The sequence below is a fragment of the Hymenobacter sedentarius genome (assembly GCF_001507645.1).
Taxonomy (GTDB): Bacteria; Bacteroidota; Bacteroidia; order Cytophagales; family Hymenobacteraceae; genus Hymenobacter; species Hymenobacter sedentarius.
The window spans coordinates 107,503-133,873 of sequence record NZ_CP013909.1; the positions used below are offsets into that span (position 1 = coordinate 107,503).

Consider the following 26,371-nt stretch of genomic DNA (forward strand, 5'->3'; position numbering starts at 1 on the left):
TAGCCCTTTTTCTTTGTGAAAAAGGAAATTCAGCCCCGAACCAAGACAGTTAAGACGGCAGGCTAGTAAAATAAAAGCACAATCAATTACGTGTAAAATAATAAATTTAAATGTACCAACACTGGAAATGTACAATTACATTTACCTGTTAATCATCTATTTACTGAAATCAGCCCAGGTAACCTTGTTGTCTATGCTCCTTGAAAAAAAATGCGGTTTGTGACATTGCTTTCAATTTCCCGCCTCGTTTATTTTAGCGTTATGCGACTCGGTGTGATGACGCTGCTGCGACATAATTGGGCTATCCCCTTCTGAAGGCGTCTCGTTGTGCAGCCATAGGCTGACTCTGTGCCACACACATACTCTAACTCTAGGCAACCGTGGCGAACGAAAGCCGAGTTGCCGGAATCTTGCTGGCACTCCATAAAGCCGGTTTCTAATCTATTAAGCCAGACCAGCAATTGCCTTTGGGGGCCGCTCGGATAAGCGGCTGCGAAAAGCCAGCAAGCACAAAAAAGGCCTACTCTTACGAGCAGGCCTTTTTCAAATGGACGGTATTCGCCGTGCTTACTGCACGACCAGGCGCTTGGTCGTCACCGACTCACCGGTCTTCACCTTGAACAGGTAAGTACCACGAGCCAGCTTGGCCGCGTCGAACTTGACCTGGTGCACGCCCGCCGCTTCGGTGCCTACTACCAGGGTCTGCACTTTGGCACCCATAGCGTTGAACACCTCCACGCTTACGGGGCCTTCCTTAGCCAGCGCGTAGCTGATGGTGGTGCTGCCCGTGAAGGGGTTGGGGTAAGCGGCCACTTGCTGGGTAGCGGTGGTTGTGGTGCTGGAGCCGGCCGTGGCGGCCTGGGCCGTGGGCTGGGTCATGGCGTTGTACTGCGGGAAGGTGCGGGTGACGATGACGGCGAACTCGCCGCGGCTCACGCTCTGCGTGGGCTTGAAAGTGGCGTGCACCACCGGCTGCAGGTCGTAGGGGCCCTGCGTGACGGAGAAGTAGGCGTTGATCAGGTTCAGCTCCAGGGCGATGCTCACGTAGCCTTCCAGGCCGGCGGGGATGTTGCCGGCGTCATCGAGCGGCACCTTGCTGCCGTTGTAGTTCACCGTCACGGCCTTGCCGTTGCGGGCCAGGGCCTGCGCCTGGAAGCCCAGGGCCTGGACCAGCGAGTAGGCCAGAGAAGCACGGCTCACAAGGCCGGCGGGCGAGAAACTTCCCGATGCCGTGGGCAGCATCACCCCGTTGAACTGGTGGTACATGTCGCGTTGGGCAGCGCCACGCGCGGCTACCGATTCGGTCAGCAAGATGTCGTTAGCCGATAAAATGTCGTTGAACGAGCGCACCCCACTGGTGGGCTGGAACTGGCGGATGCCCTGGCCCATGAGCAGATACTCGGCCAGTTGAATGCGGGTGAGGGCCTGGCTTGGCTTGTAGCCGGTGGGCAGACCATCAACGAGGCGGTTGGTAATAGCCATCTTGATAGCGGCTTCGGCGGGGTCGCCGGCGATGTCGTTCAGGTTGGTAGTACCGGCCGGCGTTTGCATGGTAATCTTGCCGTCGATGTCTTCGGGAGCAGCTACCCCGTTGAGGCCGTCTACTTTCAGCGTCCAGGTGCCGGGCATCGGCGATGCCACGGCCACGCTACGGCCGGGGGTGAGCGTAAATTCTACGGGAATGCCCGAGCGGTACTGCTTGCCGGTGGGGTCCAGCACAATCAGGTTGACCGTGTTGCCCGTCTGGCCTTCGATGCCGTACGTCGAGATGCTGGCTTCCATGCTGTTCACGCCGCTAGCCACGTTGAAGGTAAACTGGTTGGAGGCCGTGGTAGCGGGATTATACTTCACGGTGAAGGGCGACACCGTAGCGATTGAATTAACGCTGCTGTTGAAGGTGCGAGTGGAATTCACCGTCGAGCCGAAATCCGTGCCGCGGAACGCGCGGTCGACGGCAGCAAAGGCGTTGACGTAACCAGCACCCACCTCCCACGATTCGCGGCCGGGCATGTTGGTAGCGGTTTTCTGTAGCAGCTCCTTCACTTGGGCCGGCGTCATCGACGGCTTGGCCTCTAGGATGAGGGCCACAATGCCAGCGGTGTGCGGGGTAGCCATGGAAGTACCGCTTAGTACGGTGTAGAAGGGCAGTTCAGCAGCCGTCAGCATGGCGGCATCTTTCTGAGCGCCCAGCAGGGGCACCGGAGCTTGGGTGCGGGTGGAAACCACGTCGACGCCAGGAGCGGTGATGACGGGCTCGTTCTTGTACGTCCAGGTCTGGCCGTCGACGACAAAAGTACCCTGCTGGCCTTTCACGCCGCGCGACGAGAAAGAAGCAAGCTGGCCGTTTCTATCCCCGGCGCCCACCGAGATGGTCCAGGGAGCAATGGCGTAGGGGTTGTGGGTGTCGGCGCCCGGGCCGGAGTTGCCGGCGGCAAACACCACCACCATGTTGCGGTCGTAGCAGCGCTTGGTGGTTACGTTCAGGGGGTCGTTGGGATCGAAGGTTCCGCTGCTGCCGAACGAGTTGCTGATCACGCGGATGTTGTACTGGAACTGGTGCGTGAGGGCATAATCGAAGCCGCCGATGGCATCCAGCACCAGCAGCGCGCCGCCCGAGCCGTAGCCCAGCAGCGAAGCGCCCGGCGCCACGCCTTCGTACTTACCGCCCGACTTGGAACCGTTGCCGCCTACCGTGCCGGCGCAGTGCGTGCCGTGGCCGGAGTTGTTGTCGGTATTCGGCACGCCTTCCACGTAGGTCACGGGCAACACGCTGCTCACCGAGTTGAGGTTAGTCGAGCCCAAGGTGTTCTGCACCAGGTGCGAGCCGAGCTTGATGTCTTCGTGCGTACCGTCCACGCCGCTGTCGTTAATCAAGACGCCAATGCCCCGGCCCGAAACCGGTGTTCCGTTGTTGCGGGCCGTCGTTTGCGCGTCCAGACGCAGCCGCTTCACGCCCGTTAGGTTGGTGTCGCCATTGTTAAAGAACTCCAGCTGCTTATTAATGTACAGCGAGCGCACTTCCGGGTTTTGAGCCAAGGCATCCACCTGGGCCGCGGTGGCCACCACGCCGGCAATGGGGAGGGCCTGCATGGTGATGCCGCGGGTGATGCCTAGCTGCGTCAGGGCCTGCACCTGCGAAGCCTGCGGAGCCCCACTACCATTAAACGTTACTACTACCTGGGCCGTTGGGCTCGTGGCAAACGCGGCCCGCAGTTCGGGGTCGACTACAGCCTGGCCAAACGAAGTACTGGCCTTGAAGCCCACCAACAGGAGGGTTGCGATAAATTTGTTCTTCATGTAGTAGTGAGAAATATTGTGGGGGTTGGTGAAAGGAATTTTGTTTGGCGGGGCAGCTTCGGGCATGGGAGTACTACAGCTGAACGAGTAGCGCTTTTACCTGGAAGGCTGGAAGAAGCTTGCCTGCCGAACACGGAATATTTACGGAAATATACCTAAGCACGGATTTCATCGTAATTGAAACTTATATAAAAAAAGTCATTTTGATGAAAATAATTTTGGCATTTGGCTCAATGCAGCCTCCTAATCCGCCCCTGCTGGCAACGAATTAAAATAATTGCTATTTACCCAACCCGTGTACCGACACCATTTAATCCAATTTCCAAAAGCTCCTTATTCAGCTTCTGATTAATTCTACCATTCAGATTTTTATCTGACAATTACCGTTCACCTTTATTTCGTTACGCACCCGCTTATTCGCCCCTGCCGCCCGCCCGGCAGCAGCAGTGGTTGTGCTGCCCGGACACACCGCGCGCCAATCGGCTGGGCGATGGTAAATTGGGCTAAAACGGCCGTTGCCATAAAGCGGCCAATACCTTTGGTTATGAATTGGCGGACGGGACTTCGGCTTGGCGGCGCAGTACTGGCAGCCCTATTGCTGCTGCTGGGGCTGGATGTTGCCTTTCCCCTGCCCCGCGCCCCGCTCTACTCGCCGCTGGTGCTGGCCGCCGACGGCACCGTGCTGCACGCCTACCTGAACCCCACGCAGAAGTGGCGCATGAAAACGGAGCTGCCCGAAATCACGCCGGCGCTACAGCAAGCCATTATCTATAAGGAAGACCGGTACTTCCGGTATCATTTTGGGGTCAACCCGATTGCCATCGTGCAGGCGGCGGGCCGCAACCTGCTGGGCACGGGCCGCACCACCGGCGCCAGCACCATCACCATGCAGGTGGCCCGCCTGCTCGAGCCCAAAGAGCGCACCCTGGGCAACAAAATCCTCGAAATGCTGCGGGCCCTGCAGTTAGAAGCGCACTACAGCAAAGCCGAGATTCTGCAGCTGTACCTGAACCTGGTGCCTTACGGCGGCAACATCGAGGGCGTGAAATCGGCGGCGCTGCTGTACTTCCAGCAGCCGCCCGACTACCTCTCGTTGGCCCAGACCGTGACGCTGGCCATCATCCCCAACCAGCCGCGCATCCTGGTGCTGGGCAAGAACAATGCCGCCATCCGGGCCGAACGCAACCGCTGGCTGCGGCGCTTCCAGCAGCAGCACCTTTTTCCCGACCAGGACATTGCCGACGCGCTGGCCGAGCCCCTGGCCGTGCAGCGCCACGCGCCCCCCCTGCTGGCCCCGCACCTGGCCCGGCGGCTCGTGACGCGGTTTCCCGGCCAGCCCATCATCCGCTCCACGCTGCGGCGCGGCCCCCAGGCCCAGGCCGAAGACCTGACCAAAAACTACGTGCGCCGCCTGCACGAATTGGGCATCGCCCAGGCCGCCGTGCTGGTCGTGAACAACCGCACCCGCGCTGTGGAGGCCTACGTGGGCTCCGCTGATTTCCAGGACGCCACCAGTGCCGGGCAGGTCGACGGCGTGCAAGCCATTCGCTCGCCGGGCAGCACGCTCAAGCCCTTTCTCTACGCCCTGGCCCTCGACCGCGGCCTCGTGACGCCCAAGCTCAAGCTCCCAGACGTGCCCACTAACTTCAGCGGCTTTCGGCCCGAGAACTTCGACAAGAGCTTCAGCGGCGAGGTGACCGTGGAGCGGGCCCTTACTTACTCGCTCAACATCCCGGCGGTGCGCGTGCTCTCGGAGCTGGGCGTATCTACCTTCACCGATAAGCTGCGCGATGCCGGCTTCCGGCGCGTGGCGCACGATGCCCCCCGGCTGGGGCTGAGCACGATACTAGGCGGCTGCGGCGCTACGCTGGAGGAACTCACCGCGCTGTACGCGGCCCTGGCGGATCAGGGGCGGTACGCACCTTTGACGCTGGCGCTTAATCTTAATGAAGAATTGAGAATGAAGAAGGAGGAATTGTCCGGGAAAGCGGCTGCTCCAACTTCCAATTCTTCATTCTTAATTCCTCATTCTTCATTAATAACAAGCCCCGCCGCGGCCTTCCTCATCACCGATATTTTAGCTCAACACACCCGGCCCGATTTGCCGTTGGGCTACCAGGGCAGCGCGCGCCTGCCCAAGATTGCCTGGAAGACCGGCACCAGCTACGGCCGCCGCGACGCCTGGAGCATTGGTTACAACCAGGACTACACCGTGGGCGCGTGGGTGGGCAACTTCAGCGGCGAAGGCAGCCCGGCCCTCACCGGCACCGACATTGCCACCCCGCTGCTGTTTGACTTGTTTAACGCACTGGCTTATAACTCGCCCAACAATTGGGCCACGCCGCCCACCAGCCTCGACTTCCGGCTGGTGTGTGCCGAGAGTGGGCTGGTGCCGGGCGAGCATTGCCCCAACCAATTGATAGACTACTACCTCCCGAGCGTGTCCAGCGCCCAGCGCTGCGAGCACCAGCGCGAAGCATTGGTATCGGCCGATGGCTCCATTTCCTACTGCCGGGCCTGCGTGCCGGCCAGCGGCTTCCGGCGCCAGCTCTTCCCCAACCCGCGGCCCGAAGTGCTGGCGTTTCGCGAAGCCCAGGGCCTGCATGCCACCCGCCTGCCCGCTCACAACCCCGCCTGCCGCCTCGTGCGCAACGCCGACGACGATACCGGCGGCGCCCTGGCCATCACCTCGCCCTTGGCCAATGCCGAATACCTGCTCAACCGCCGCGAAAAGCAACAGCTGCTGCTCAGCTGCGCAGCGGGCAGCGAGGTGCGGCAGGTGTTTTGGTACGTAAACGACCGGTTTCTGCGGGCCGCTTCGGCTACGGAACGGGTGTTTTTCCGGCCCCCGAGCGGCGCGGTAAAAATCTCCTGCGCCGACGACCACGGCCGCAACGTGGATATTCAGCTGCAGGTAGCCGAGCTTTGAGGCACAGGACCAATCGACCTATATACCTCTTAAATGGATTTCACGATAGTAATTACTCCAAACGATAAATATTACAACGATTTCTATCGGGAATGGGCGTCGCAGAAATGGATTCGTAGATGGCAGCCATACTTAGCTGTTTTCATGATTTTATTCTGGATAGTCTTACGATTTATTGACACCGGCAACGCCTTGGGAAGGTTACCGTATTTTTTCATTGCTATAGGCGTTTACGAGTTCACAAAGTTCTTTTACTCAAAGCGCAAGTGGCTGAAAGACCGAAAAAAGAGTGGAATCACGGGCCAGGATATTGTCATTAATTTCAGGGAGGAATTTATAAAAATAGATGGTCCTTTTTCCCACGGTGCGCTACAATGGAAAGGAATAAGCAACATTATCCGCACGCCAAATGCACTGTTTATGATTCCGGAAAATGGAGCCAGTATTTTCCTGCCAAACTCAGCTTTCGATTCCGAAAATCAGATTGATGCGGTTATCAAGGCACAGCAAACCGCTCGGCAATTGCATTAGAGAAAGCAGCAGTTACTCACGTGTTCAAAGTCGCTTATCGAAGAAATAAGCCGGCACTCCCCGCACGCCCGGCTCTACGGCAAACAGGTTGCCACTCAGGGGAAATTGCTGCTGCTGGGCGGGTGTGAGACCGCTGCGGGCCGTGGTGATGTAAAGCGTGCGCAAGTCGGGGCCGCCGAAGGCGCAGGAGGACGTGAAGGGCGCGGGCACCTCCACGGTTTCGCGCGCTTCTCCGGTGTGGGGGTCGAAGCGCTGAATGCGCCCGCCGCCCCACAGCGCCACCCAGAGCATACCTTCCGCGTCGATGGTCATGCCATCGGGCACGCCAGCGCCTTGGGGAATTCGGATGATGACCCGCGGATTGGCGATTTCGCCGGTGCCGCTGTCGTAGTCGAACGCCTGCACTGTGAGCGTGGGAGTGTCGATGTAGTACATGGTGCGGTGGTCTAAGGACCAGACCACCCCGTTGGAGTTCGTGATGCCGCGCAGCATCACGTGGAGGCTGCCATCGGGGTCGAGCCGGTAGAGGGTACCGGCGTGGGGCTTCTGCTCCAGGTCGAAAGTACCCACCCAAAACCGCCCGGCCGGGTCGCATTTGCCATCGTTGAAGCGCAGGGTGGGCTCCGTGAGCGGGTTCACCACCAGATTGAGCTGGCCGGTGGCAATATTGAGCTGGTAAATGCCCGTTTGCAGGGCCAGCAGCACGTCGCCGTTGTGCATGGGCACTACCGTGCCAACCCGGGCACCGGTGCAGAAGCGCCGGTCCTGCCCCGTGGCCGGGTCAAAAACATGAAACGACCGGCCTTCAATATCTACCCAGTACAGTTGCTGCGTCTCTGGGTTCCAGAGCGCGCCTTCGCCCAGAGCCGCCTGCGCGGGGTAGATGGATTGAGCCTGCATAGTGATGCGCTGCCGTTACGCTTTTTGCTGGTTGATGCGACTGTGCTGTAAGACGGCGCTTTGCCCGTGCAGGGTTACCTCAACGGCGGTTTTTGTGGTTACCGGGCATTTGTCGGCGATGCCCAGCACGCGCAGGGCCGCGCCGTAGTGCGCCAGCAGCACGGGCTCGCCGGCCAGGGTGATGCTGGCGGGCAGGCTGCCCAGCAGGTCGTGGCATTCGCTGCCGATGAGCAGCCCGCTCAGGTAGAAGAAGTTCTCCGGCTTGCTGGCTTTCATTAACAGGTCGTTGGTGCGCACCAGAAAGGCATTGTGCAGCAGGTTATCCTGCTGGCTGTCCTGCACACCTTTCTCAAACCATTGCCGATTGGCGCCTTCCTCCAGCTGGCCGCCTTCGGCTACCGAAGCGGCCAGTATTGCCTGCTTCGAGAGGAGCGAGAAAAACTCGCCGGTCATGTACGTTTTCAGCGCCACGGCCTGGCCGTGCTGCACCAGTACGTGCTTGGCGTGCGTGCCCGGGTGCAGAAAAAGCTGCTGCTCGGCTGTATTTTCAAACTGGCAGCCTACCAGCTGGGTTTCTTCGCCCCGCATCACGTCGTCATCGCTTTTCACGCCCGAAATCAGCAGGGTCGCGTGCTTGAAATCGGCCGTAGGCTCCATGATTTTTGCTGATAAATCCGAGCCATCGGTGGCGAAAGGCAGCGGCTTATACGGCAGCTCCTCCATGCCAATGGTGGACGAAGCCATACCAGAAATCACCACGGGCACGCCGTCCAGCGAGGTTTTCACTGCTTCCTCCAGCTTCTTCAAGTGTCCTTGCACAATGGCCAAGTAGAAGCCCACGCGCTGCTCCGGGGGCTGCCCGGCCTGCTTCCAAAGCTCGGCCGTGGCGGCGTTACCCTCCTTAGAGCTTTCCTCGGCCAGAATCTTCAGGCCCTCGCGCTCCACTAGCCGCAACCGGAAGGAAGAAGTACCCCAATCGCAGCTGAGGAAGGTGGTGGCTGGGTTCATGGGCGCTTGGGCTTAATGAGGAATGAGGAATGAGGAATGAGGAATGAGGAATGAGGAAGTTCGGGCTCTTCTGCTCAATTCCAATTCTTCATTCTTCATTTTTAATTAAGCGCAGCGTCCTACCGCAGCGCCCTACCATTCCGCCACGCTCCCGTCGGCGTTGCGCCAGATGGGGTTGTGCCAATTGTGTCCGATGGCGACGCGGCTCAGGAGGTACTCTTCGTCTATTTCGATGCCCAAGCCGGGGCCTTCCGGGATTTTGCAAAAGCCGTTTTCGTAGTCGAACACCGTCTTATCAACGAGGTAGTCGAGCAGGTCATTTTCCTTGTTGTAGTGAATGCCCAGGCTTTGTTCTTGGATGAAGGCATTGTGGCAACTAGCATCTACCTGCAGGCAGGCGGCCAGCGCAATGGGGCCCAGCGGGCAGTGCGGCGCCGCGGCCACGTCGAAGGCCTCGGCCATGGAAATAATTTTCTTGCACTCGGTGATGCCGCCAGCGTGCGACAGGTCGGGCTGGATGATGTCGACGTAGCCGTCAATCAGCAGCTGCTTGAAATCCCAGCGCGAAAACATCCGCTCGCCGGTGGCGATGGGAATGGACGTGTGCCGGGCAATCTCGCGCAGGGCCTCGTTGTTCTGCGGCAGCACCGGCTCCTCGATGAACATGGGCCGGTACGGCTCCAGCTCCTTGGCCAGCACCTTGGCCATGGGTTTGTGCACCCGCCCGTGGAAATCGATGCCAATGCCCAGGCCTGGCCCACCAGCTTCGCGCACGGCCGCCACGCGGGCCAGCACCTGGTCAATCTTGACATAGGAATCTACGTAGGCCATTTCATCGGTAGCATTCATCTTAATGGCGTTGAAGCCCTTGGCCACCATTTCGGTCGCGGCCTGCCCCACGTGCTCGGGCCGGTCGCCGCCTATCCAGGAGTACACGCGCATCAGGTCGCGCACGCGGCCGCCCAGCAGCTGGTGAATCGGCGCGTTGTGGTACTTGCCCTTGATGTCCCACAGGGCCTGGTCGATGCCGGCAATGGCCGACATTAGAATGGGGCCGCCGCGGTAGAAGCCGCCGCGGTACATCACCTGCCAATGGTCTTCGATGTTGAGCGGGTCTTTGCCCACTAGGTTTTCCATGAGCTCATTCACCGCCGTGGCCACGGTGGCCGCCTTGCCCTCAATTACGGGCTCGCCCCATCCCACCAGCCCCGAGTCGGTTTCTATCTTCAGAAACAGCCAGCGGGGCGGCACCTGATACAAGGTAAAGCGGGCAATTTTCATTGGGTTGGGCTAAAATGAGGGGCGAATCATATTGTCATGCCGAGCGCAGCGAAGCACCTCGCTTGGGCTACTAATCCAATCGTCTGTCATGCTGACGAAGGAAGCATCCTATCAGGTTAGAACGAATCGTTGAGCCGTGATAAGATGCTTCGCCAGCTCAGCATGACAGACGATTGAGTTACGGTTACGCCACGGCCTGCACGAAACGCCGCGCTTTGGCCGTGAGTTGCTGCAGATACTTGGCGCTAACCGGCTGGCTAGTATCTACCAGCGAGCTGCCCAGCCCGAAGGCGACGGCCCCGGCATCCTGAAAATCCTTGATGTTGTCCAGCGAGACGCCGCCCGTGGGCATGAGCGGGATAAACGGCACCGGCCCGGCCAGGTCTTTGAAGTATTTGGCCCCCACCGAGGCGGGAAATACCTTGATGATGTCGCCGCCGTGCTCGTAGGCCTTCAGGATTTCGGTGGTGGTGAAGGCGCCCGGAATGCTTACGGCGCCGTAGCGCTTGGTCATGCGGATGGTTTTCTTGCTTAGGGTGGGCGAGATGATGAAGCGGGCGCCGGCCAGCAGGGCGCCCCGGGCCGTTTCGGGGTCGAGCACGGTGCCCGCGCCTATCAGCATGCGGCCGTCCATGGCCTCGGCCAGCTCTTCAATCGAGGCCAGCGCCCCGGGCGAGTTCAGCGTGATTTCCATTGTCCGGACGCCGCCTTCGTGCAGGGCCTCGGCTATTTTCAGCAGGTCCGGGGGGTTGGCGCCGCGGATAATGGCGACGAGCTTGTGTTCAAGGATATGCGAGAGGGGCATCGTCATGGCTAGCCGGGAAGGGAGCGTGATACACTGCTGCCTTCCGACAACGTAGAACCGTAGAGACGGGTTAGGCCGAGGCTCACCCTACCTCACAGCGCTTTCCTCATCCCATGGCTCTCCTTGTTCTCGTCCGGCACGGCGAATCGACGGCGAATCTGGCAAACGTATTCACGGGCTGGCTCGACGTGCCCCTGAGTTCCACCGGCGAGGCCGAAGCCTACGCCGTAGCCGACAAGCTGAAAGATTTCCACTTCGACGTGGCCTACACCTCGACCCTTATCCGGGCCAAGCGCACGCTCGACATCATTGTGGAGCGGGCCGGGTGGGCCGACCTGCCGGTGCACCACGTCGACGCCCTCAAGGAGCGGATGTACGGCAACCTGCAGGGCCTCAACAAGGCCGAAGTAGCCATCAAATACGGGCAGGCGCAGGTAGACGAATGGCGCCGCAGCTACGACGTGGCCCCGCCCAACGGCGAAAGCCTGAAGCAGACCCGGGCCCGGGCCGTCGAATTTTTCGAGGCCGAAATCGCACCGCAGCTCCGCGCCGATAAGAACGTGCTGATTGTCTCGCACGGCAACACCCTGCGCGGGCTGCGCATGTACCTCGAGCACCTGAGCGAAACCCAGGTAGTAGGGCTGGAAATCGTGACCGGCGGCGTCCACGTGTACCGCTTCGATGCCCACCTCGCCATTGTGGAGATGTACGACCTCTAAGCCGGGCGGTACGCAACACAGAAGCGGCGAATGGAGTACCCCTGCAGGTGCGGGCCGCAGCGGCTGGCACTTCCTCCGGCTACTTCTCCACCCTGCGCTTATGGGCCCTCAATTTCTGTTTGCCACCGGCATCGAAAACAGCAACCCCACCATCCAAAACGGCAAAGTGCGCGTGGATGAGCTGGAAAAATGCGGCCACTACAAGTTCTGGCAGAAGGACTTCGACCTGGTTCAGGACCTGGGCATTCGGTTTTTGCGCTACGGGCCGCCCATTCACACCGCGTTTGTGGGGCCGGGCAAATACGACTGGTCGTTTGCCGACGTCACGTTTCAGGACTTGCTGCGCCGCAACATCTCGCCCATTGTCGATTTGTGCCACTTTGGGGTGCCCGACTGGATAGGCAACTTCCAGAATCCGGACTTTCCGGAGCTGTTTGGGCAGTACGCCAAGGCCTTCGCCACGCGGTTTCCGTGGGTGCAGCTGTACACGCCGGTGAACGAGATGTACATCTGCGCGCAGTTTTCGGCCCGCTACGGCTGGTGGAACGAGCAGCTCAGCAGCGACAGGGCTTTCGTGACGGCGCTCAAGCACATTGTGAAGGCCAACGTGCTGGCCATGCGCTCCATCCTGGAGGTGCGGCCCGACGCCATTTTTATTCAGAGCGAGTCGTCGGAGTACTTCCATGCCGAAAACCCGGCCGCCATCGGCCCGGCCGAAACCATGAATTCGAAGCGCTTTCTGTCGCTGGATTTGAACTACGGCCGGCGCGTGAACTCGGACATGTACGAGTACCTCACCGACAACGGAATGACCAAGGACGAGTACCACTTCTTCCTGCACAACAACCTGAAACACCATTGCATCATGGGCAACGACTACTACTACACCAACGAGCACCGGGTGTCGCCCGATGGCAGCACCCGCGCCTCGGGCGAGATATTTGGCTACCACGTCATTACCCGGCAGTACCACGACCGCTACCGCCTGCCCGTAATGCACACCGAAACCAACCTCAACCAGGGCCCCAAGGGCGACGAATCGGTGAACTGGCTGTGGAAGGAATGGGCCAACGTGCTGCGCGTGCGCAACGACGGCGTGCCCGTCATCGGCTTCACCTGGTACTCCCTCACCGACCAGGTGGACTGGGATACCGCTTTGCGCGAAAGCAACGGCCACGTAAACCCCGTGGGGCTGTACGACCTGGACCGCAACGTGCGGCCCGTGGGCATGGCCTACAAGCAGCTCATCGCCGGCTGGGACCAGGTGCTGCCCACCCACAGCGTGTGCCTGCAGGTGCCCATCGTGATGCCCAAAGACAGCCAGAGCGCCTGGGCCAGCAAGCAAAAAGCCGAAGTAAAAGCATCCAGCGCCGATAAAACCACGGCCGAGGCCAACGCTACCGTCGAATCCTAACCCCCCGCCTCCCTTCCCCATCACATGAGATTTCAGGATAAAGCCGCCATCGTAACCGGCGGCGCCAGCGGCATTGGGCTGGCTGTGGCCAAGCGCCTGGCCTCCGAAGGCGCCCGCATCGTACTCGCCGATTACAACCAGGCCAACCTCGACGCCGCCGTGCCCGACGTGCAGGCCGCTGGCGCCCCCGAGGTGTGGGCCAGCCTCTGCAACGTGGCCATCGAAGCGCAGGTAGAAGCCACCGTAGCCGGCACGCTGGAGCGCTTCGGCCGCCTCGACGCCGTGGTGAACAACGCGGGCCTGATGCAGTTCAAAGCCCTCGAGGAGCTGACCGGCGACGACTGGCTGCGCATCCTGAACGTGGATTTGCTCGGGGCCTTTTACTTCACCAAGCAGGCCTTTTTGCACATGAAGCCCGGCGGTGCCATCGTGAACGTGGCCAGCATTCACGCCATCGAAACCAGCCCGCTGGTGGCTCCCTACGCGGCGGCCAAAGCCGCCATGCTCTCGCTCACCCGCTCCTCGTCGCTGGAAGGCAAGGCCAAAGGCATCCGCACCAACGTCATCCTGCCCGGCGCCATCGACACGCCCATGCTCTGGGAAAATCCCAACATTAAAAGCGGCGTCGAAGTCGTGAATAAAGCCGACGTGGGCCGCCCCGAAGACGTAGCCGCCATCATTGCCTACCTGGCTTCCGATGATGCCCAATTCGTGCAGGGCGCCGAAATCCGCGTGGACGGCGGCCGGCTGGCCCGGCTGTAATTGATGAAGTAGCGCCGCCAGCGCGCTTGCTTGGTACAGCGCCCTATAATCTTGTAGTGAGGCAAACGACAAAGGGCCAGTCAATGATGAATTGGCTGGCCCTTTGAGCATTATAGCCTGTGCGGTGTGGCTTATTTCCGGCTTTTCTTTGGTGCGGGCATCGTGCTAGTAGTGGCCGGCGACACAAGTTGACCGTTGCGTACCACTACCTTGCCGTCGATATCCACCGTGGCATTGGCAATAGGATAACTGTAGCCGCCCGTCGCTTTGTTCTGGCCACCATACAGCGAATTGTTGCCCGAGCTCACGTACACCATACCAGCCGCAGTGTTTGGGTGGTATGCCTTCGCATCGTCCTGTTTCATCACCGGGTTCAGCCCAATAGAAAAGCGGCCTACCTGGAGCGCCGAAGGCCCATACGCAGTCATCTGCTCTTTGAAAGCGTCGGCGCCAACGTCGGCGCGTACGTTTTCAACCTGGCCATTTTTCAAGTCTGCTTTAAAGCCTTTTAATGGCTTACCATCGGAAATAGCATCGTTGGCGAATTCCAGCCGGCCCGTGCCCGAGGTTTCCTGGCAAGTACCGTAGATAAGGCCGCCAGGTAGGCGCACCGAGCGATTATAAATAAGCTTCTCCTTCTGGTCGGCAGTCGATAATGCCCCGTCGTCAGCAAATACCGGCCGGCCGGCAAGGTCCATGGTCAAATCGGTGCCCGATGGCGAGGTAATGTGGATTTTTTTGCCCGTGTCCAGGAGTTTCTTTAGCTGCTCGGCCTGCCCGGCAATGGCCGTGTAATCGGCCCCAATGCCGCCCCACATCATTTGCTCGTAGGCGGGATAGTCGAGTTGCTGCGCCGCGGCGTAGCTCTTGCTCGGGTAGCTCACAAACACGCCCCGCAGCTTGCTGGCATCGAGTTGCTGAGTAAAGCCAGAAGCGGCAGCTACTTGGCCGAATTTAGCCCGCCGGGCTGCACTCAAGTCTGCCATCACCGCACGGCTGTCTTCGAGAGTGGGCAAGGAAATCAGCACGTCCGCCAACAGAGCCATATTGTTGGCTTTGCTAGCTTGAATGGCCGATTCGGGCGTTTCCATGTTGATGGCCCGAGCCACTTTGTCGGTGGTGAGCCACATACTGGGTTGCCCGCCGGCGCGGGCCACTTCCACAGCTACGGCTTCCATGAGCGGCAGCGTGTGCTGGCCGCCCGTAATCACAACGGCGTCTCCCGGCTTCACGCCGGCCGAGGTATTCACAATTTGTTTGGCCACCTGCTCGTAGTTCTGGCCGAAAGCCGAACCGGCTAATAAGAGCAGACCTGAAACACAGGCCACTGGTAAACATTTTTTCAACATTGGAACAAGGATTAAATGAGTGAAAAGTATATCAACGCTCCGAGGCTGCTTACCTATGAAAACGCCAATCAATGGGCTAAGCTATATTTATTTTATAATTAATCAATATTTATTTGTATAAATAGTAAAAACAAACAAGTTTAAGTAGCGGTCTACCAGTTCAACTGCTTGTGCGGACTTCGCGCAGCACTTTTCGCCGGGCACGAATAATAGGCTGTATCAGGAATGTAACAACCTGCTGCCTTGTCCACTTCCACACGTCAAACCGGTGTGTAGTCGCAGATTACTCGCGGGCATGCTAGAAGCGGCGAACACGAAACCATGCCTCCAACAGAGCTGTACAAAAATTCGGCATGGGCGTTGCAATAGGCCAATTGCAAGCATATTTCGCTTCGCTCTTTCCTCATGAAAATCCGCTCCTTCGCCGCCCTGATGCTCTTATCAGGCCTCTCGTTCAGTGCCTCGGCCCAGTTCCGTTTCCCCAGCCTCAAAGACCTCAAGCTGCCCACCGGCATTAAAACGCCGACCAGTAGCAGCACGGGCAGCACCGCCATTGGCGGGCTATCGAATACCGAAGCCGCCAGCGGCCTCAAGGAGGCCCTGTTGCAAGGCATCGGCAAGGGTGCCGACCAAGCTTCGCAGACGGATGGCTTCTACCTCAATCGCCTCATTCGCATTCCGTTTCCGCCCGATGCCCAGCGCGTGGCCAACACCCTGCGCACCATTGGGCTGGGCAGCCAGGTCGATAAGTTTGAGCTGTCGCTGAACCGGGGAGCCGAAGACGCGGCCCGCAGCGCCAAGCCCATTTTCATCAGCGCCATCAAAAGCCTGACCTTTTCCGACGTCTGGAACATCCTGACGGGCCAGAAGGACGCCGCTACCCAGTACCTAAAACGGACCACCTCCAGCCAGCTCACCGCCGCCTTCACGCCCATCATGCAGCAGAGCCTGGACAAAGTGGGCGCCACCCGCTACTACACAGACCTGGCCACCCGCTTCAACCAGATTCCGCTGGTGACGCCCGTGCAGCCCGACCTGAACCAGTACGCTACCGGCAAAGCCGTCGACGGCCTGTTCACGCTCATTGCCCAGGAAGAGGCCAACATCCGCGAGAACCCCGTGGCCCGCACCACCGAGCTGCTGCGCCGGGTATTTGGCCGCAACGGCTAAGCTGAAGCGGCGTATGTTTGCGGCCCTTCATCCGCAATCCAACCGCCACTTATGAGCAAACTTACCATTCGCAGCCTCGCCGAACTCGAAGCCTGCGTGGGCCAGGAAATGGGCGTTTCCGAGCTCCACACCATCACCCAGGAGCAAATCAACCAGTTTGCGGCCGCCACGCTCGACTTTCAATGGATTCACGTGGATGCCGAGCGGGCCCAGGTCGAGTCGCCTTTCAAGGCTACCATTGCCCACGGCTACCTCACGGTATCACTGCTGCCCTACCTCTGGCAGCAAATCGTGGCCATTGAGAACCTGAAAATGCAGGTCAACTACGAAATCGAAAACCTGCGCTTCAACCAGGCCGTGACGGTGAACAGCCAGGTGCGCCTGCGTGCCAGCCTGCTGTCGGTGGTCAACCTGCGCGGCATTGCTAAGACGCGGGTGGGCGTGACGCTGGAAATTGAGGGCTCTAAAAAGCCCGCTTACACCGGCGTTGTTACGTTTTTATACCATTTTCAGGAATAATAGGCTTATCGAAAGAACATAATCGATAAATAATTGACCAAAAGGACCGTGTGGCGCTGGCTGCACGGTCCTTTTTGCATACATTCGGCTCTCATTTTCATCTTTTTCTGCTTACTTATGAAACACGTTTTGCTCTGCCTGGGACTCCTGCTGACCTTGGCATCGCCGCTACCGAGCGTGGCGCAAGCCCCCAAAGCCGGCGCGCAGCCACCGCTTATCGACCGCGAATTGCTATTTGGCGACCCCGAGATTTCGGGCGCCCAGCTCTCGCCCGATGGCAGGCTTCTGTCCTTCATCAAGCCCTACAACGGCACCCGCAACATCTGGGTGAAGGGCCTGAACGAGCCCTTCGAGAAGGCCCGGCCCATGACCAACGACCAAGCCCGCCCAGTGCGCGGCTACTTCTGGAGCCGCGACGGCAAGTACCTGCTCTACAGCCAGGACAAGGGCGGCGACGAAAACTTCAACATCTACGCCGTGAACCCGGCCGAGAACCTGCCCGCCGGCCAGGCCGTGCCCACCGCCCGCGACCTCACCGGCCTCAAGGGCGTGCGGGTGCAGGTGGTGCACGTACCCCTCACCGACCCCAACACGCTCTACATCGGCCTGAACGACCGCGACAAGGCCTGGCACGACCTTTACAAGCTGAACCTGACCACCGGCGAGAAAACCCTGGTGCGCCAGAACAACGACCGCATCGGCGCCTGGGAGTTTGACTGGAACGACCAGCTACGGCTGGCATCGCGCTCTAACCCCGACGGCAGCACCGAGTGGCTGCGCGTGGAAGGCGACAAGCTGACGCCGTTCTACAAAACCTCCATCGACGAGCTGAGCAACGTGGTTTCCTTTGCCAAGGACAACAAGCGGGTGTACATGGTCACGAACATGGGCCAGGGCCGCAACCTGGCCGAAATCGTGCTGATGGACCCCGCTACCGGCAAGGAAGAGCCCTTCCAAGCCGACCCGCTGAAGCGCGTGGACGTGGACAATCTGGCCGTATCAGAGAAAACCCACGAACCGATTTTCGTCAGCTTCGAGGATGACCGGATGCGCCGCGTGTGGAAAGACAAGGAGTTTGAAAAGGACTTCAAAACGGCCAGTGCCAAGCTTCCCGGCCTCGACGTGTACCCCACCTCAAACACTACCGACGAGCGGCTGTGGCTGCTCTCGGCCAACTCGGCCACCCAGCCCGGCGTGGTGTACCTTTTCAACCGCCAAACCAAGCAACTCACCAAGCAGTACGATCTGCGCCCGCAGCTCAACCCCGCCCACCTGGCCGAGATGAAAGTGGTGCGCTACAAGTCGTCGGATGGCCTGGAAATTCCGGCGTACCTGACCTTGCCCAAGGGCGTGCCCGCCAAGAACTTGCCCGTTATCATCATGCCCCACGGCGGCCCCTGGGCCCGCAGCTCCTACGGTTTCAACCCGCAGCACCAGTTTTTGGCCAACCGCGGCTACGCGGTGCTGTCGCCCAACTTCCGCGCCAGCACCGGCTACGGCAAGAAATTCCTGAATGCCGGCAACGGCGAGTGGGGCCGCAAAATGCAGGATGACCTGACCTGGGGCGTGAAGTACCTCATCGCCCAGGGCATTGCCGACCCCAAAAAGGTGGGCATCATGGGCGGTTCCTACGGCGGCTACGCCACGCTGGCGGGCGTGGCCTTCACCCCGGATGTGTACTCGGCCGGCGTGGCCATTGTGGCGCCTTCCAACCTGATGACCTTGCTCAACGCCATTCCGCCTTATTGGGAAGCTGGGCGCAAGCAGATGTACGCCCGCATGGCCGACCCCGGCACCGAAGCCGGCCGGGCTGAGCTGGCGCGCATGTCGCCGCTGACCGCCGCCGATAAAATCAAAACGCCGCTGCTGGTGGTGCAGGGCGCCAACGACCCGCGCGTGAACAAGGCCGAGGCCGACCAGATAGTAGTGGCCCTGCGCGACCGCAACTACCCCGTGCAATACCTCCTCGCCCCCGACGAAGGCCACGGCTTCGCCCGCCCCGTGAACAACATGGCCATGCTGGCCGCCTCCGAGAAATTTCTATCCAAGCACCTGGGCGGCCGCTTCCAGGAAAGCATGTCGCCGGCCGTGGCGAAGCGCCTGGAAGAGATAACCGTGGACCCGAAAACGGTGACGCTGGTGAAAGAAACGGCCGTGAAGTAACCCTGATTTAAGCCCAACAAAAAAGCCCCGCTTCATCAGCGGGGCTTTTTGATTCATTGAACGATGTAGAGACGCAATACTACTTCGCGTCTCGTCGTAGGCGCCGCGTGGGTATCGTTCCGCGAAGCCGCGAAGTGTCGCGTTTCTACATTGCCTTAGGAAGCAGCCTGCTGCTCAAGGTACTCCTCCCCTTGCTGCACGGGGGCCATGTCCTTGGATTCTTCCTCGGTGAACAGCCGCGAGCGAATCAGAAAGCGCACGCCCAGCGGGATTTCCAGCGAGAAGCTGGCTCCCCGGCCCTTCGTGACGTCCACCGTGAGCTGGGTGTGCTGCCAATACTCAAACTGGCTGGTGCTCATGAAGAAGTCGCAGCCGTGAATCTGGCCCAGCCACACGTCGTTGCCGCCGATGCGAAACTCGCCCTTGGCGAAGCACATGGGCGAGGAACCGTCGCAGCAGCCGCCGCTTTGGTGGAACATAAGCGGGCCGTTTTCGTCGCGCAAAAGGTCAATGGTAGCCTCAGCGGCTTGGGTAACGAGGACGCGGGGCGTGGGCATGGGAAGATTATTACGGTTGGGATGAATCGGGCATCTTTTCCTGGCCGGTTGGCTTTGTCAAGAAGCCACCTCTTCATAAATACTTGATTTCGCGGCGCGGGGCCTTGGGTACACTGCCCTTATGGTAGAAGCTGTAACGCTTTCCATCGCGCTGGTCTTCTATGATATGGTTTTCCAGGTCGTAGAAGAGCCCATGAGCAGGGTCAGCTAGGCGCGTGACCACTCCGGTCTCAGCGTTGCGCTGGTCGACGTGAAGCGGCCGGCCGGGCTGGGGAGCCGCGTACACCCGCATGGTCGGCATGCCGTGCTGAGGAGGTAATTGGCGCAGCACCCAGTCGGGATTCTTTTCACCAGGAACGGGCAGTTTCTGGGCTTGTACGCCCAGAGAAACCACCATTAAGCCCAAGGCGAGAAGACACTTCTGTTTGCTGTGCATTTAAGTTGAGGTTGTTAAGAAGCAAGATGACCGGATATACGCGGAATCTGTCGGCAAGCTGCATTGGCCAAACAGTACGTCATGCTGAGCGCAGTCGAAGCATCTCGCGTGCAACTGCAATAGTAAATCCAATGGTAAGAAAGGGATTACTACCACACGCGAGATGCTTCGACTGCGCTCAGCATGACGTTCTTTTTAACGCATCACACGCGAAGGCCTAGAAGAAGCCCAGCTTCTGCTTGCTGTAGCTGATGAGCATGTTCTTGGTCTGGCGGTAGTGGGCGAGCATCATCTTGTGATTTTCGCGGCCAAAACCGGAGGCTTTGTAGCCGCCGAAGGGGGCGCCGGCGGGGTAGTCGTGGTAGCAGTTCACCCACACGCGGCCGGCATGAATGGCGCGGGGCATGGTGTATAGCTCGTGGGCATCGCGGCTCCAGAGGCCGGCGCCGAGGCCGTAGAGCGTGTCATTGGCCATTTCGATGGCTTCGTCGTTGTCTTTGAACGTGGCCACCGACAGCACCGGGCCGAAGATTTCCTCCTGGAAAATCCGCATTTTGTTGTGGCCCCGGAAGATGGTGGGCTGGATGTAGTAGCCGTCGCCCAGCTCGGGGTGGTCGTGGGTATGGGCCTCACCGCCCACCAGCACCTCGGCGCCTTCGGCCTTGCCGATTTCCAGGTAGCTCAAGATTTTCTCGTACTGGTCGTTCGAGGCCTGCGCGCCCATCATGGTGTTGGGGTCGAGCGGGTGACCGAGCTTGATGGCTTTCACGCGCTCGATGAGGCGGGGCATGAAGGCGTCGTAAATATCCTCGTGAATGAGCAGGCGCGAGGGGCAGGTGCAGATTTCGCCCTGGTTCAAGGCAAACATGGCGGCGCCTTCCAGGGCCTTGTCGAGGAAGTCGTCGTCGGCGTCCATCACCGATTTGCAGAAGATGTTCGGCGACTTGCCGCCCAGCTCCATGGTCACGGGGATGATGTTTTCGGCGGCGTACTGCAGTATGAGGCGGCCGGTGGTGGTTTCGCCGGTGAAGGCCACTTTCTGCACGCGCTTGTTGCTGGCCAGGGGCTTGCCGGCTTCCAGGCCGAAGCCGTTCACGACGTTAATCACGCCGGCGGGCAGCACGTCCTGAATCATTTCCATGAGCACCATGATGCTGGCGGGGGTTTGCTCGGCGGGCTTCACCACCACGCAGCAGCCGGCGGCCAGGGCGGGCGCGATTTTCCAGGTGGCCATCAGCAGCGGGAAGTTCCAGGGGATAATCTGGCCCACCACGCCCAGTGGCTCCTGAATCACGAGCGACAGCGTGGTTTCGTTGAGCTCCGTGGCCGAGCCTTCTTCGGCCCGAATCACGCCCGCGAAGTAGCGGAAGTGGTCGATTGCCAGCGGCAGGTCGGCCGCCATGGTCTCGCGGATGGCCTTGCCGTTTTCCACGGTTTCCACGGCCGCCAGGTGGGCCAGGTTGGCTTCCATGATGTCGGCAATCTTGAGCAGCATGTTGCTGCGCGTGGTGGCCGAGGCCTTGCTCCAGGTTTTGAAGGCTTCATGGGCGGCGTCTATCGCCAGCTCAATATCCTCCTTGGTGGAGCGGGCCACTTTACAGAAGGCCTTGCCGTCGATGGGCGAGGGATTTTCAAAGTACTGGCCTTTGACCGGGGCCACCCATTTGCCGCCGATGAAATTGTCGTAATGAGACTTGAACTGGGGACGCTCCACCACGGTGGAGGTTGCTTCGAGGGTTTCAGCCATGATGTTGTAAAAAGAAAAGGTTGAGTGGGTTAGTTGGATGGTAAAGGTCTCCGAATAACCTTTCGTTGGGTTGTGGTATTGTCTTAAAGTGTGCGGGAATAATCGCAACTTGCCGGAACAACCCGCGCCGTTTTGGCTACGGTTGCGCCTTTCTGCCCTGCCCTTCTCCTGCGGCGTTTCCAGCGTCGTGGTTAACTTAAATCCCACCCATGCCCACGCGCGCTTCCCTCCCCGCCGCCGTTGCCCCGCTCACCGTCGAGTGCCTGCACAGCCTCGTCGAAAACCGCACCGTGTACGCCCTCGATGGGTTTGAGCTCAACGTTTTTGAAACCCACCAGGCCGCCCACCGCGTGCAGCTGCGCCTCGACGGCCTGGCCCTGACCACCATGCTCCGCGGCAAAAAGGTGATGCACCTGCCCGGCCGCGCCGCTTTCGACTACCTGCCCGGCGAGTCGGTGGTGGTGGACAAGGACGAGCTCATGGAAATTGACTTCCCCGAGGCCTGCCTGTGCCAGCCCACCCAGTGCCTGGCCGTGGCCATCGCACCTGACACCATCCGCCACACCGTGGACCTGCTCAACGAGCGGTACCCGCGCGCCGAGGCCCACCAACCCTGGACCCTGCAACAGCCCGAGTACGCCCACCTCACCAACACCCCCGAGCTCACCGATACGCTGGGCCGCCTCGTGGCCGTGTCGCGTACCACCCACGCCAACAAGGACGTGCTGGCCAGTTTCACCCTGCAGGAACTGCTTGTGCGCCTGATGCAAACCCAGGCCCGCCAGCTCATTTTCCACGACTACGCCCGCTACCTCACCTCCCACCGCTTCGCCGCCGTGGTCGACTACATCAAGCAGCACCTGGCCGAGAACCTGAGCATCGACAAGCTCAGCGCGCTGGCCTGTATGAGCAAGGCCACGTTCTTCCGGGTGTTCAAGCGGGAGTTTGGCATCACGCCGGTGGAGTTCATCATCCGCGAGCGGCTGAGCGAGGCGAAGCGGCTGCTACGCCACCCGCTGGCGAGCGTGGCCGAAGTGTGCATGCGGGCGGGGTTCAACAATCTCTCTTACTTCCAGGCGCTTTTTAAGAAGTACGAGGGCGTGACGCCGGGGGCATATAAGAAGCAGATGGTGGCGTGAACCTCACCCCTGCCGGGCACGGCCCCGGCCCCTCTCCCGCGGAGAGGGGAGCCATGTCTGCGCGCACGTAGCGCGGACTTTTAGTCCGCGCCTGAACGGGATAAAATCGAGCGACTCGCAGACTAAAAGTCCGCGCTACAGCTGCCGGTTTCCCCTCTCCGCGGGAGAGGGGCCGGAGGGAGGTTAAAACACCACGCTATACGGCACGTCGGCAAGCCCTTTCACGTCTTCGTGCAGGGCCACGCCCAGGATTTCGTGCACGTTGGCCCGGATGCGGTTCGAGAGCTGGGTGAGCGGCAGGTCGTTGCTGTCTTTGCCGAAGGGGTCTTCGATTTCGTCGCCTATCATCTCCACGCCCAGCAGGGCGTAGGCGCCGAACATGGTGATGGGCACCGTCATGTACTCGTAGGTATCGAGCAGGTTGAAGGGCATGGTGGCGATGAATACCGAGATAAAGCCCTTGATGAAGTAGCTGTAGGAGAAAGGGATGGGCGTGCTTTTAATCCGCTCGCAGGCGCCGGCCACGTCCAGCAGCACTTCGTGGTGCCGCTGAATTGTGAGCAGGTGCGTGGGCAGAATAAGGCCCTCCTGTAGCAGCTGTTCGTAGAATTCCTGCAGCTGGGCCGCAATGCGCGACGGCACGTGGCTGACCTGCCGCAGCTGTTCCACATAGCCGCTGTGGGCCTCGCCCAGCTTGTGAAATCGCACGCCTCCCCGCAGGTGCCCATCCAGGGCAATGGGGAAGTTGGACAGAAGTTGAGCCAAGTACGTGCGGTTGGCGTAGTCATCGGCCGGGAGGCGGGCGTGGAGCAGCACGGCCAGGTTGCGGCAGTTGTTCACGAGCTGACCCCAGAGCCGGCGGCCTTCGTAAAACCGGTCGTAGGCCGAATTGGTCCGGAACGCCAGAAGCAAGCTGAGCATGATGCCCAGGAAAGTAAAAAACTCCTTATCTACGGTAAAATTCAGCAGGTTGAACTGCACCGCCCCGGCCGTGACCACGGTAGCGTACAGCCCCACCCACAGCACACGCTTTAGCAGGAGGCGGATAATGCCCGAGGAACGCAGGTGGCGCAGGGCTTCCCACCAGTCAGTCGATTTATATACAATCATAGCGCAACGGATAGGCCAACAATCAGCACTTTCAAGCGGGCACTGGCCGGTTATTGGCCGGAAGATAGGTGGCCGGTCGGCAGGGGCCGGCCCGGCGCTTTTTCGCTGGCCTGTGCCTCTAGCAGCCAGTTGGTGGCTTCGCTCTCCTGGCTGGCGTAGTGCAGGCGATAGGGCAGCGACGGGTTGGAGATGGCCGCTACCTGCCGTTGAAAGTCCTCGGCAGCGCTGAGGTGGGCCGGCGAAATCAAGTAGCTGAAATACAACAGCCCACGAAAGTGAGCCGACACCAGCGGGGCAAACTCATCGAGCATCCAGCGCGTGACGGCTGGGCCGGAGCTGGGCCGACGGCGGGCATCCAACAGCCAAAAGCGGCACTGGTTCACGTCGGCTTCTTCGAGGTAGCGGTAGATGCGTCGGGTTTCCTCGTCGGCGGTAACCCCCAGCCACCGCACGACCAGGATGTGCAAGTCGGGGCGGTACGAAAGGTCAACCAAGGGCGTGGGAGGAGTCAATTGCATGAAGCAAAATAAGCAGTTTTCTTCATGTAATACCCCACGAAACGGGCTTTGAAGCATTTAGCGGTACCCCACCCTTATTCCGAGGACTAAGCTGGGGTGTTGTCGTAGGCGATAGACTCTACTTGCACCACTTCTTCTTGCGGGCCCAGCTTCACCGTAACGGTCTTGCCCAACTTGGCTCCCTGCACGGCCCGGGCAATGGGCGCGATAAACGCCACCTTCCCGTGGGCTACGTCGGCTTCGTCAACCCCCACAATGGTAAACCGACGCTCGGCGCCGACTTTGCCCCCGCTCACCGTGCGCAGCGTGACGGTGGCGCCAAAGCGCACTTCCTTGGGGGGCTGCGTGTGCGGGTCTACCACTTTGGCACTGGCAATGCGCTCGGCGAGCAGAGCAATGCGGCCGTTGTAGAGCGACAGCCGGTGGGTGCGGTCGGTGTCGTTGTCGCGGTTGCCCTCGGCCTGGGCGCGCTCGGCTTCCATGGCCGTGAGCTCGGCGCGGAGCTGCTCGAGGCCGTTGGGCGTGACATAGTTGGGCGTGCCGGGCGGCAGCGCCGCCCGCGGCGGAATAATGGGTGGCTGCTGGGAGTCATCCTCTTTTACAAATCCTCGGCTCATGGTGGGTTGAACGCATGAGTCATCGGCAGGTTATGGTGCAGGCGTAACCATTGGCGGCTTTTCGCTGTTAGCCCCGTCTGCGTCCTGCGCAGCTTTAAAACCGTTCGCTAGTTTACATGAAAGCATCCCTCGTTGAGAATACGCCTTTATCTATTCCCATTACTTCTCCCACCGCCTCCCCTACTGAAACCCCGGCTCCCCAGCTGCTAGACAACGCCTTGGTGTGGCTCATGGCCGTGACCTGCGGCCTGGTAGTAGCCAATATCTACTACAACCAGCCGCTGCTCGCCGCCATCGGCCGCACGTTCCGCCTTTCCGACAGCAGCGCCAGCCTGGTGGCCACAGCTACGCAGATAGGCTACACGCTGGGCATGCTGCTGGTGGTGCCACTGGGCGACAAGCTGGAGCGCAAGCGCATGATGCTGCTTATGCTGCTGGGCGCGGCCCTGTGTATGGGCCTGGCCGCCTGGGCCCCCAGCTTTGCGGTGCTGGCGGGGGCGAGCGTGCTGCTGGGCATCTTCTCGGCGGTGCCGCAACTGCTGGTACCTATGGCCGCCCACCTGGCCCCGGAAGCCAGCCGCGGCCGCATCGTGGGGCGCGTGATGAGCGGCCTGCTCATCGGCATCCTGCTTTCGCGCACCGTGAGCGGCTACGTGGGCCTGCACCTGGGCTGGCGCGCCATGTTTGAAATTGGGGCCGGGCTCATGGTGCTGCTCGCCGCCCTGCTGGCCTGGAAGCTGCCCACCGACCAACCCACGTTCACCGGTTCCTATGGCTCGCTGATGAAGTCGCTGCTCACGCTCACCCGCGAGCAGGCGCCGCTGCGCCGCGCCGCGCTGGTGGGCGCCAGCCTCTTCGCCGCCTTCAGCGTATTTTGGACCACGCTGGCGTTTTACCTCGAAGGTGCCCCCTTCCACTACGGCAGCGACGTAGCCGGCTTCTTCGGCTTAATTGGTGCTTTCGGGGCCCTAGCCGCCCCGCTGGCTGGCAAAACTGCCGATACCAAAGGCCCCGACTACACCATTGCACTAGGCATTGTGCTGGCGCTGGTGGCTTACGCCATTCTGGGTTTCGGCGGCCTCTACGTGGCGGGCTTGGTAATTGGAGTCATCCTGCTCGATGTGGGCGTGCAGGCCACACACATTTCCAATCAGTCGATGATATTCTCGCTGGTGCCCGAGGCCCGCAGCCGGCTCAACACCGTGTACATGACGGCCTACTTTACTGGCGGCTCCTTGGGCTCAATTCTGGGCGGGCTGGCCTGGGTACACGGCGGCTGGCCCGGCGTGTGCTTCGTGGGCGGCGCCCTCACGGCGGTAGCGCTGCTGGTGAGCCGGCGCTACGGGCGGGAGTAGACGAGAACCGAAGTCGTGACGCGAGAACCTCACCCCCGGCCCCTC

22 protein-coding genes are annotated in these 26,371 nt (G+C 60.4%); 10 read left to right on the top strand and 12 right to left on the bottom strand.

Going from position 1 to position 26,371, the window contains the following annotated elements:
• Positions 1-567 precede the first annotated feature (567 nt).
• Positions 568-3,297: a S8 family peptidase gene (locus AUC43_RS00445; RefSeq protein ID WP_068197990.1), complete on the bottom strand. Its 2,730-nt coding sequence runs from the start codon at positions 3,295-3,297 to the stop codon at positions 568-570.
• Between the two features lie 544 nt (positions 3,298-3,841).
• Here AUC43_RS00445 and pbpC point away from each other — a divergent pair.
• Positions 3,842-6,226 (top strand): penicillin-binding protein 1C, encoded by a 2,385-nt coding sequence (pbpC, locus tag AUC43_RS00450; RefSeq protein ID WP_099092862.1) that lies wholly within the window; start codon positions 3,842-3,844, stop codon positions 6,224-6,226.
• A gap of 33 nt (positions 6,227-6,259) precedes the next feature.
• Positions 6,260-6,757, top strand: a complete 498-nt coding sequence (locus tag AUC43_RS00455) for a YcxB family protein (protein WP_068188357.1) — start codon at positions 6,260-6,262, stop codon at positions 6,755-6,757.
• A 24-nt stretch (positions 6,758-6,781) separates the two neighbouring features.
• Here the strand turns inward: AUC43_RS00455 and AUC43_RS00460 are convergent, their stop codons facing one another.
• The 4 genes from AUC43_RS00460 to AUC43_RS00475 form a co-directional block, all read right to left on the bottom strand.
• Positions 6,782-7,657, bottom strand: coding sequence for an SMP-30/gluconolactonase/LRE family protein (locus tag AUC43_RS00460; protein ID WP_068188361.1), 876 nt, complete (start codon positions 7,655-7,657; stop codon positions 6,782-6,784).
• 15 nt (positions 7,658-7,672) lie between these two features.
• Complete coding sequence (locus tag AUC43_RS00465) at positions 7,673-8,665, bottom strand: 2-dehydro-3-deoxygalactonokinase (RefSeq protein ID WP_068188363.1); 993 nt, start codon at positions 8,663-8,665, stop codon at positions 7,673-7,675.
• Positions 8,666-8,797: 132 nt separating this feature from the next.
• Entirely contained in the window at positions 8,798-9,946 is a 1,149-nt protein-coding gene (dgoD, locus tag AUC43_RS00470) for a galactonate dehydratase (RefSeq protein WP_068188366.1), read from the bottom strand.
• A 184-nt stretch (positions 9,947-10,130) separates the two neighbouring features.
• On the bottom strand, positions 10,131-10,757 hold the full coding sequence (locus AUC43_RS00475; protein WP_068188369.1) for a bifunctional 4-hydroxy-2-oxoglutarate aldolase/2-dehydro-3-deoxy-phosphogluconate aldolase: 627 nt from the start codon (positions 10,755-10,757) through the stop codon (positions 10,131-10,133).
• 107 nt (positions 10,758-10,864) lie between these two features.
• On the opposite strand from AUC43_RS00475, the gene AUC43_RS00480 reads away from it, so the two are divergent.
• The 3 genes from AUC43_RS00480 to AUC43_RS00490 all read left to right on the top strand — a co-directional run bounded on the left by AUC43_RS00480 (position 10,865) and on the right by AUC43_RS00490 (position 13,646).
• Positions 10,865-11,470 carry a 2,3-bisphosphoglycerate-dependent phosphoglycerate mutase gene (locus AUC43_RS00480; protein WP_068188372.1) on the top strand — a complete coding sequence of 202 codons (606 nt, stop codon included), beginning with the start codon at positions 10,865-10,867 and terminating at the stop codon, positions 11,468-11,470.
• A gap of 100 nt (positions 11,471-11,570) precedes the next feature.
• Positions 11,571-12,884 (top strand): family 1 glycosylhydrolase, encoded by a 1,314-nt coding sequence (locus tag AUC43_RS00485; protein WP_068188375.1) that lies wholly within the window; start codon positions 11,571-11,573, stop codon positions 12,882-12,884.
• 24 nt (positions 12,885-12,908) lie between these two features.
• A complete protein-coding gene (locus tag AUC43_RS00490; RefSeq protein WP_068188378.1) occupies positions 12,909-13,646 on the top strand; it encodes an SDR family NAD(P)-dependent oxidoreductase in 738 nt (245 codons plus the stop codon).
• 131 nt (positions 13,647-13,777) lie between these two features.
• Here the strand turns inward: AUC43_RS00490 and AUC43_RS00495 are convergent, their stop codons facing one another.
• Positions 13,778-14,995 (bottom strand): aminopeptidase, encoded by a 1,218-nt coding sequence (locus tag AUC43_RS00495; protein WP_082684815.1) that lies wholly within the window; start codon positions 14,993-14,995, stop codon positions 13,778-13,780.
• Positions 14,996-15,400: 405 nt separating this feature from the next.
• On the opposite strand from AUC43_RS00495, the gene AUC43_RS00500 reads away from it, so the two are divergent.
• The 3 genes from AUC43_RS00500 to AUC43_RS00510 all read left to right on the top strand — a co-directional run bounded on the left by AUC43_RS00500 (position 15,401) and on the right by AUC43_RS00510 (position 18,847).
• Positions 15,401-16,165 (top strand): DUF4197 domain-containing protein, encoded by a 765-nt coding sequence (locus tag AUC43_RS00500; RefSeq protein WP_068188382.1) that lies wholly within the window; start codon positions 15,401-15,403, stop codon positions 16,163-16,165.
• A gap of 51 nt (positions 16,166-16,216) precedes the next feature.
• Positions 16,217-16,684 (top strand): MaoC family dehydratase, encoded by a 468-nt coding sequence (locus AUC43_RS00505; protein WP_068188384.1) that lies wholly within the window; start codon positions 16,217-16,219, stop codon positions 16,682-16,684.
• 117 nt (positions 16,685-16,801) lie between these two features.
• Complete coding sequence (locus AUC43_RS00510; RefSeq protein ID WP_068188387.1) at positions 16,802-18,847, top strand: S9 family peptidase; 2,046 nt, start codon at positions 16,802-16,804, stop codon at positions 18,845-18,847.
• Between the two features lie 155 nt (positions 18,848-19,002).
• On the opposite strand, the gene AUC43_RS00515 is transcribed toward AUC43_RS00510, so the two are convergent.
• From AUC43_RS00515 to AUC43_RS00525, 3 genes are all read right to left on the bottom strand, one after another.
• On the bottom strand, positions 19,003-19,404 hold the full coding sequence (locus AUC43_RS00515; RefSeq protein ID WP_068188390.1) for a DUF779 domain-containing protein: 402 nt from the start codon (positions 19,402-19,404) through the stop codon (positions 19,003-19,005).
• A gap of 73 nt (positions 19,405-19,477) precedes the next feature.
• Entirely contained in the window at positions 19,478-19,840 is a 363-nt protein-coding gene (locus AUC43_RS00520) for a hypothetical protein (protein ID WP_068188393.1), read from the bottom strand.
• Positions 19,841-20,057: 217 nt separating this feature from the next.
• On the bottom strand, positions 20,058-21,587 hold the full coding sequence (locus AUC43_RS00525; RefSeq protein WP_068188396.1) for an aldehyde dehydrogenase family protein: 1,530 nt from the start codon (positions 21,585-21,587) through the stop codon (positions 20,058-20,060).
• A gap of 209 nt (positions 21,588-21,796) precedes the next feature.
• Between AUC43_RS00525 and AUC43_RS00530 the strand changes: the two genes are divergently transcribed.
• Complete coding sequence (locus AUC43_RS00530; RefSeq protein WP_068188398.1) at positions 21,797-22,726, top strand: AraC family transcriptional regulator; 930 nt, start codon at positions 21,797-21,799, stop codon at positions 22,724-22,726.
• A 183-nt stretch (positions 22,727-22,909) separates the two neighbouring features.
• On the opposite strand, the gene AUC43_RS00535 is transcribed toward AUC43_RS00530, so the two are convergent.
• The 3 genes from AUC43_RS00535 to AUC43_RS00545 form a co-directional block, all read right to left on the bottom strand.
• On the bottom strand, positions 22,910-23,836 hold the full coding sequence (locus AUC43_RS00535; RefSeq protein ID WP_068188401.1) for a bestrophin family protein: 927 nt from the start codon (positions 23,834-23,836) through the stop codon (positions 22,910-22,912).
• A gap of 50 nt (positions 23,837-23,886) precedes the next feature.
• A complete protein-coding gene (locus AUC43_RS00540; RefSeq protein WP_157780861.1) occupies positions 23,887-24,354 on the bottom strand; it encodes a hypothetical protein in 468 nt (155 codons plus the stop codon).
• 86 nt (positions 24,355-24,440) lie between these two features.
• On the bottom strand, positions 24,441-24,971 hold the full coding sequence (locus AUC43_RS00545; protein ID WP_068188407.1) for a GreA/GreB family elongation factor: 531 nt from the start codon (positions 24,969-24,971) through the stop codon (positions 24,441-24,443).
• Between the two features lie 116 nt (positions 24,972-25,087).
• Here AUC43_RS00545 and AUC43_RS00550 point away from each other — a divergent pair, with 116 nt between their 5' ends.
• Positions 25,088-26,326 carry an MFS transporter gene (locus AUC43_RS00550; protein ID WP_082684816.1) on the top strand — a complete coding sequence of 413 codons (1,239 nt, stop codon included), beginning with the start codon at positions 25,088-25,090 and terminating at the stop codon, positions 26,324-26,326.
• The last annotated feature ends 45 nt before the right edge of the window (positions 26,327-26,371 follow it).

Excerpts from the sequence above, each read along its gene's own strand:
- AUC43_RS00445 (WP_068197990.1), bottom strand. The coding sequence starts at position 3,297 with ATGAAGAACAAATTTATCGCAACCCTCCTGTTGGTGGGCTTCAAGGCC.
- pbpC (WP_099092862.1), top strand. The coding sequence starts at position 3,842 with ATGAATTGGCGGACGGGACTTCGGCTTGGCGGCGCAGTACTGGCAGCC.
- AUC43_RS00455 (WP_068188357.1), top strand. The coding sequence starts at position 6,260 with ATGGATTTCACGATAGTAATTACTCCAAACGATAAATATTACAACGAT.
- AUC43_RS00460 (WP_068188361.1), bottom strand. The coding sequence starts at position 7,657 with ATGCAGGCTCAATCCATCTACCCCGCGCAGGCGGCTCTGGGCGAAGGC.
- AUC43_RS00465 (WP_068188363.1), bottom strand. The coding sequence starts at position 8,665 with ATGAACCCAGCCACCACCTTCCTCAGCTGCGATTGGGGTACTTCTTCC.
- dgoD (WP_068188366.1), bottom strand. The coding sequence starts at position 9,946 with ATGAAAATTGCCCGCTTTACCTTGTATCAGGTGCCGCCCCGCTGGCTG.
- AUC43_RS00475 (WP_068188369.1), bottom strand. The coding sequence starts at position 10,757 with ATGACGATGCCCCTCTCGCATATCCTTGAACACAAGCTCGTCGCCATT.
- AUC43_RS00480 (WP_068188372.1), top strand. The coding sequence starts at position 10,865 with ATGGCTCTCCTTGTTCTCGTCCGGCACGGCGAATCGACGGCGAATCTG.
- AUC43_RS00485 (WP_068188375.1), top strand. The coding sequence starts at position 11,571 with ATGGGCCCTCAATTTCTGTTTGCCACCGGCATCGAAAACAGCAACCCC.
- AUC43_RS00490 (WP_068188378.1), top strand. The coding sequence starts at position 12,909 with ATGAGATTTCAGGATAAAGCCGCCATCGTAACCGGCGGCGCCAGCGGC.
- AUC43_RS00495 (WP_082684815.1), bottom strand. The coding sequence starts at position 14,995 with ATGTTGAAAAAATGTTTACCAGTGGCCTGTGTTTCAGGTCTGCTCTTA.
- AUC43_RS00500 (WP_068188382.1), top strand. The coding sequence starts at position 15,401 with ATGAAAATCCGCTCCTTCGCCGCCCTGATGCTCTTATCAGGCCTCTCG.
- AUC43_RS00505 (WP_068188384.1), top strand. The coding sequence starts at position 16,217 with ATGAGCAAACTTACCATTCGCAGCCTCGCCGAACTCGAAGCCTGCGTG.
- AUC43_RS00510 (WP_068188387.1), top strand. The coding sequence starts at position 16,802 with ATGAAACACGTTTTGCTCTGCCTGGGACTCCTGCTGACCTTGGCATCG.
- AUC43_RS00515 (WP_068188390.1), bottom strand. The coding sequence starts at position 19,404 with ATGCCCACGCCCCGCGTCCTCGTTACCCAAGCCGCTGAGGCTACCATT.
- AUC43_RS00520 (WP_068188393.1), bottom strand. The coding sequence starts at position 19,840 with ATGCACAGCAAACAGAAGTGTCTTCTCGCCTTGGGCTTAATGGTGGTT.
- AUC43_RS00525 (WP_068188396.1), bottom strand. The coding sequence starts at position 21,587 with ATGGCTGAAACCCTCGAAGCAACCTCCACCGTGGTGGAGCGTCCCCAG.
- AUC43_RS00530 (WP_068188398.1), top strand. The coding sequence starts at position 21,797 with ATGCCCACGCGCGCTTCCCTCCCCGCCGCCGTTGCCCCGCTCACCGTC.
- AUC43_RS00535 (WP_068188401.1), bottom strand. The coding sequence starts at position 23,836 with ATGATTGTATATAAATCGACTGACTGGTGGGAAGCCCTGCGCCACCTG.
- AUC43_RS00540 (WP_157780861.1), bottom strand. The coding sequence starts at position 24,354 with ATGCAATTGACTCCTCCCACGCCCTTGGTTGACCTTTCGTACCGCCCC.
- AUC43_RS00545 (WP_068188407.1), bottom strand. The coding sequence starts at position 24,971 with ATGAGCCGAGGATTTGTAAAAGAGGATGACTCCCAGCAGCCACCCATT.
- AUC43_RS00550 (WP_082684816.1), top strand. The coding sequence starts at position 25,088 with ATGAAAGCATCCCTCGTTGAGAATACGCCTTTATCTATTCCCATTACT.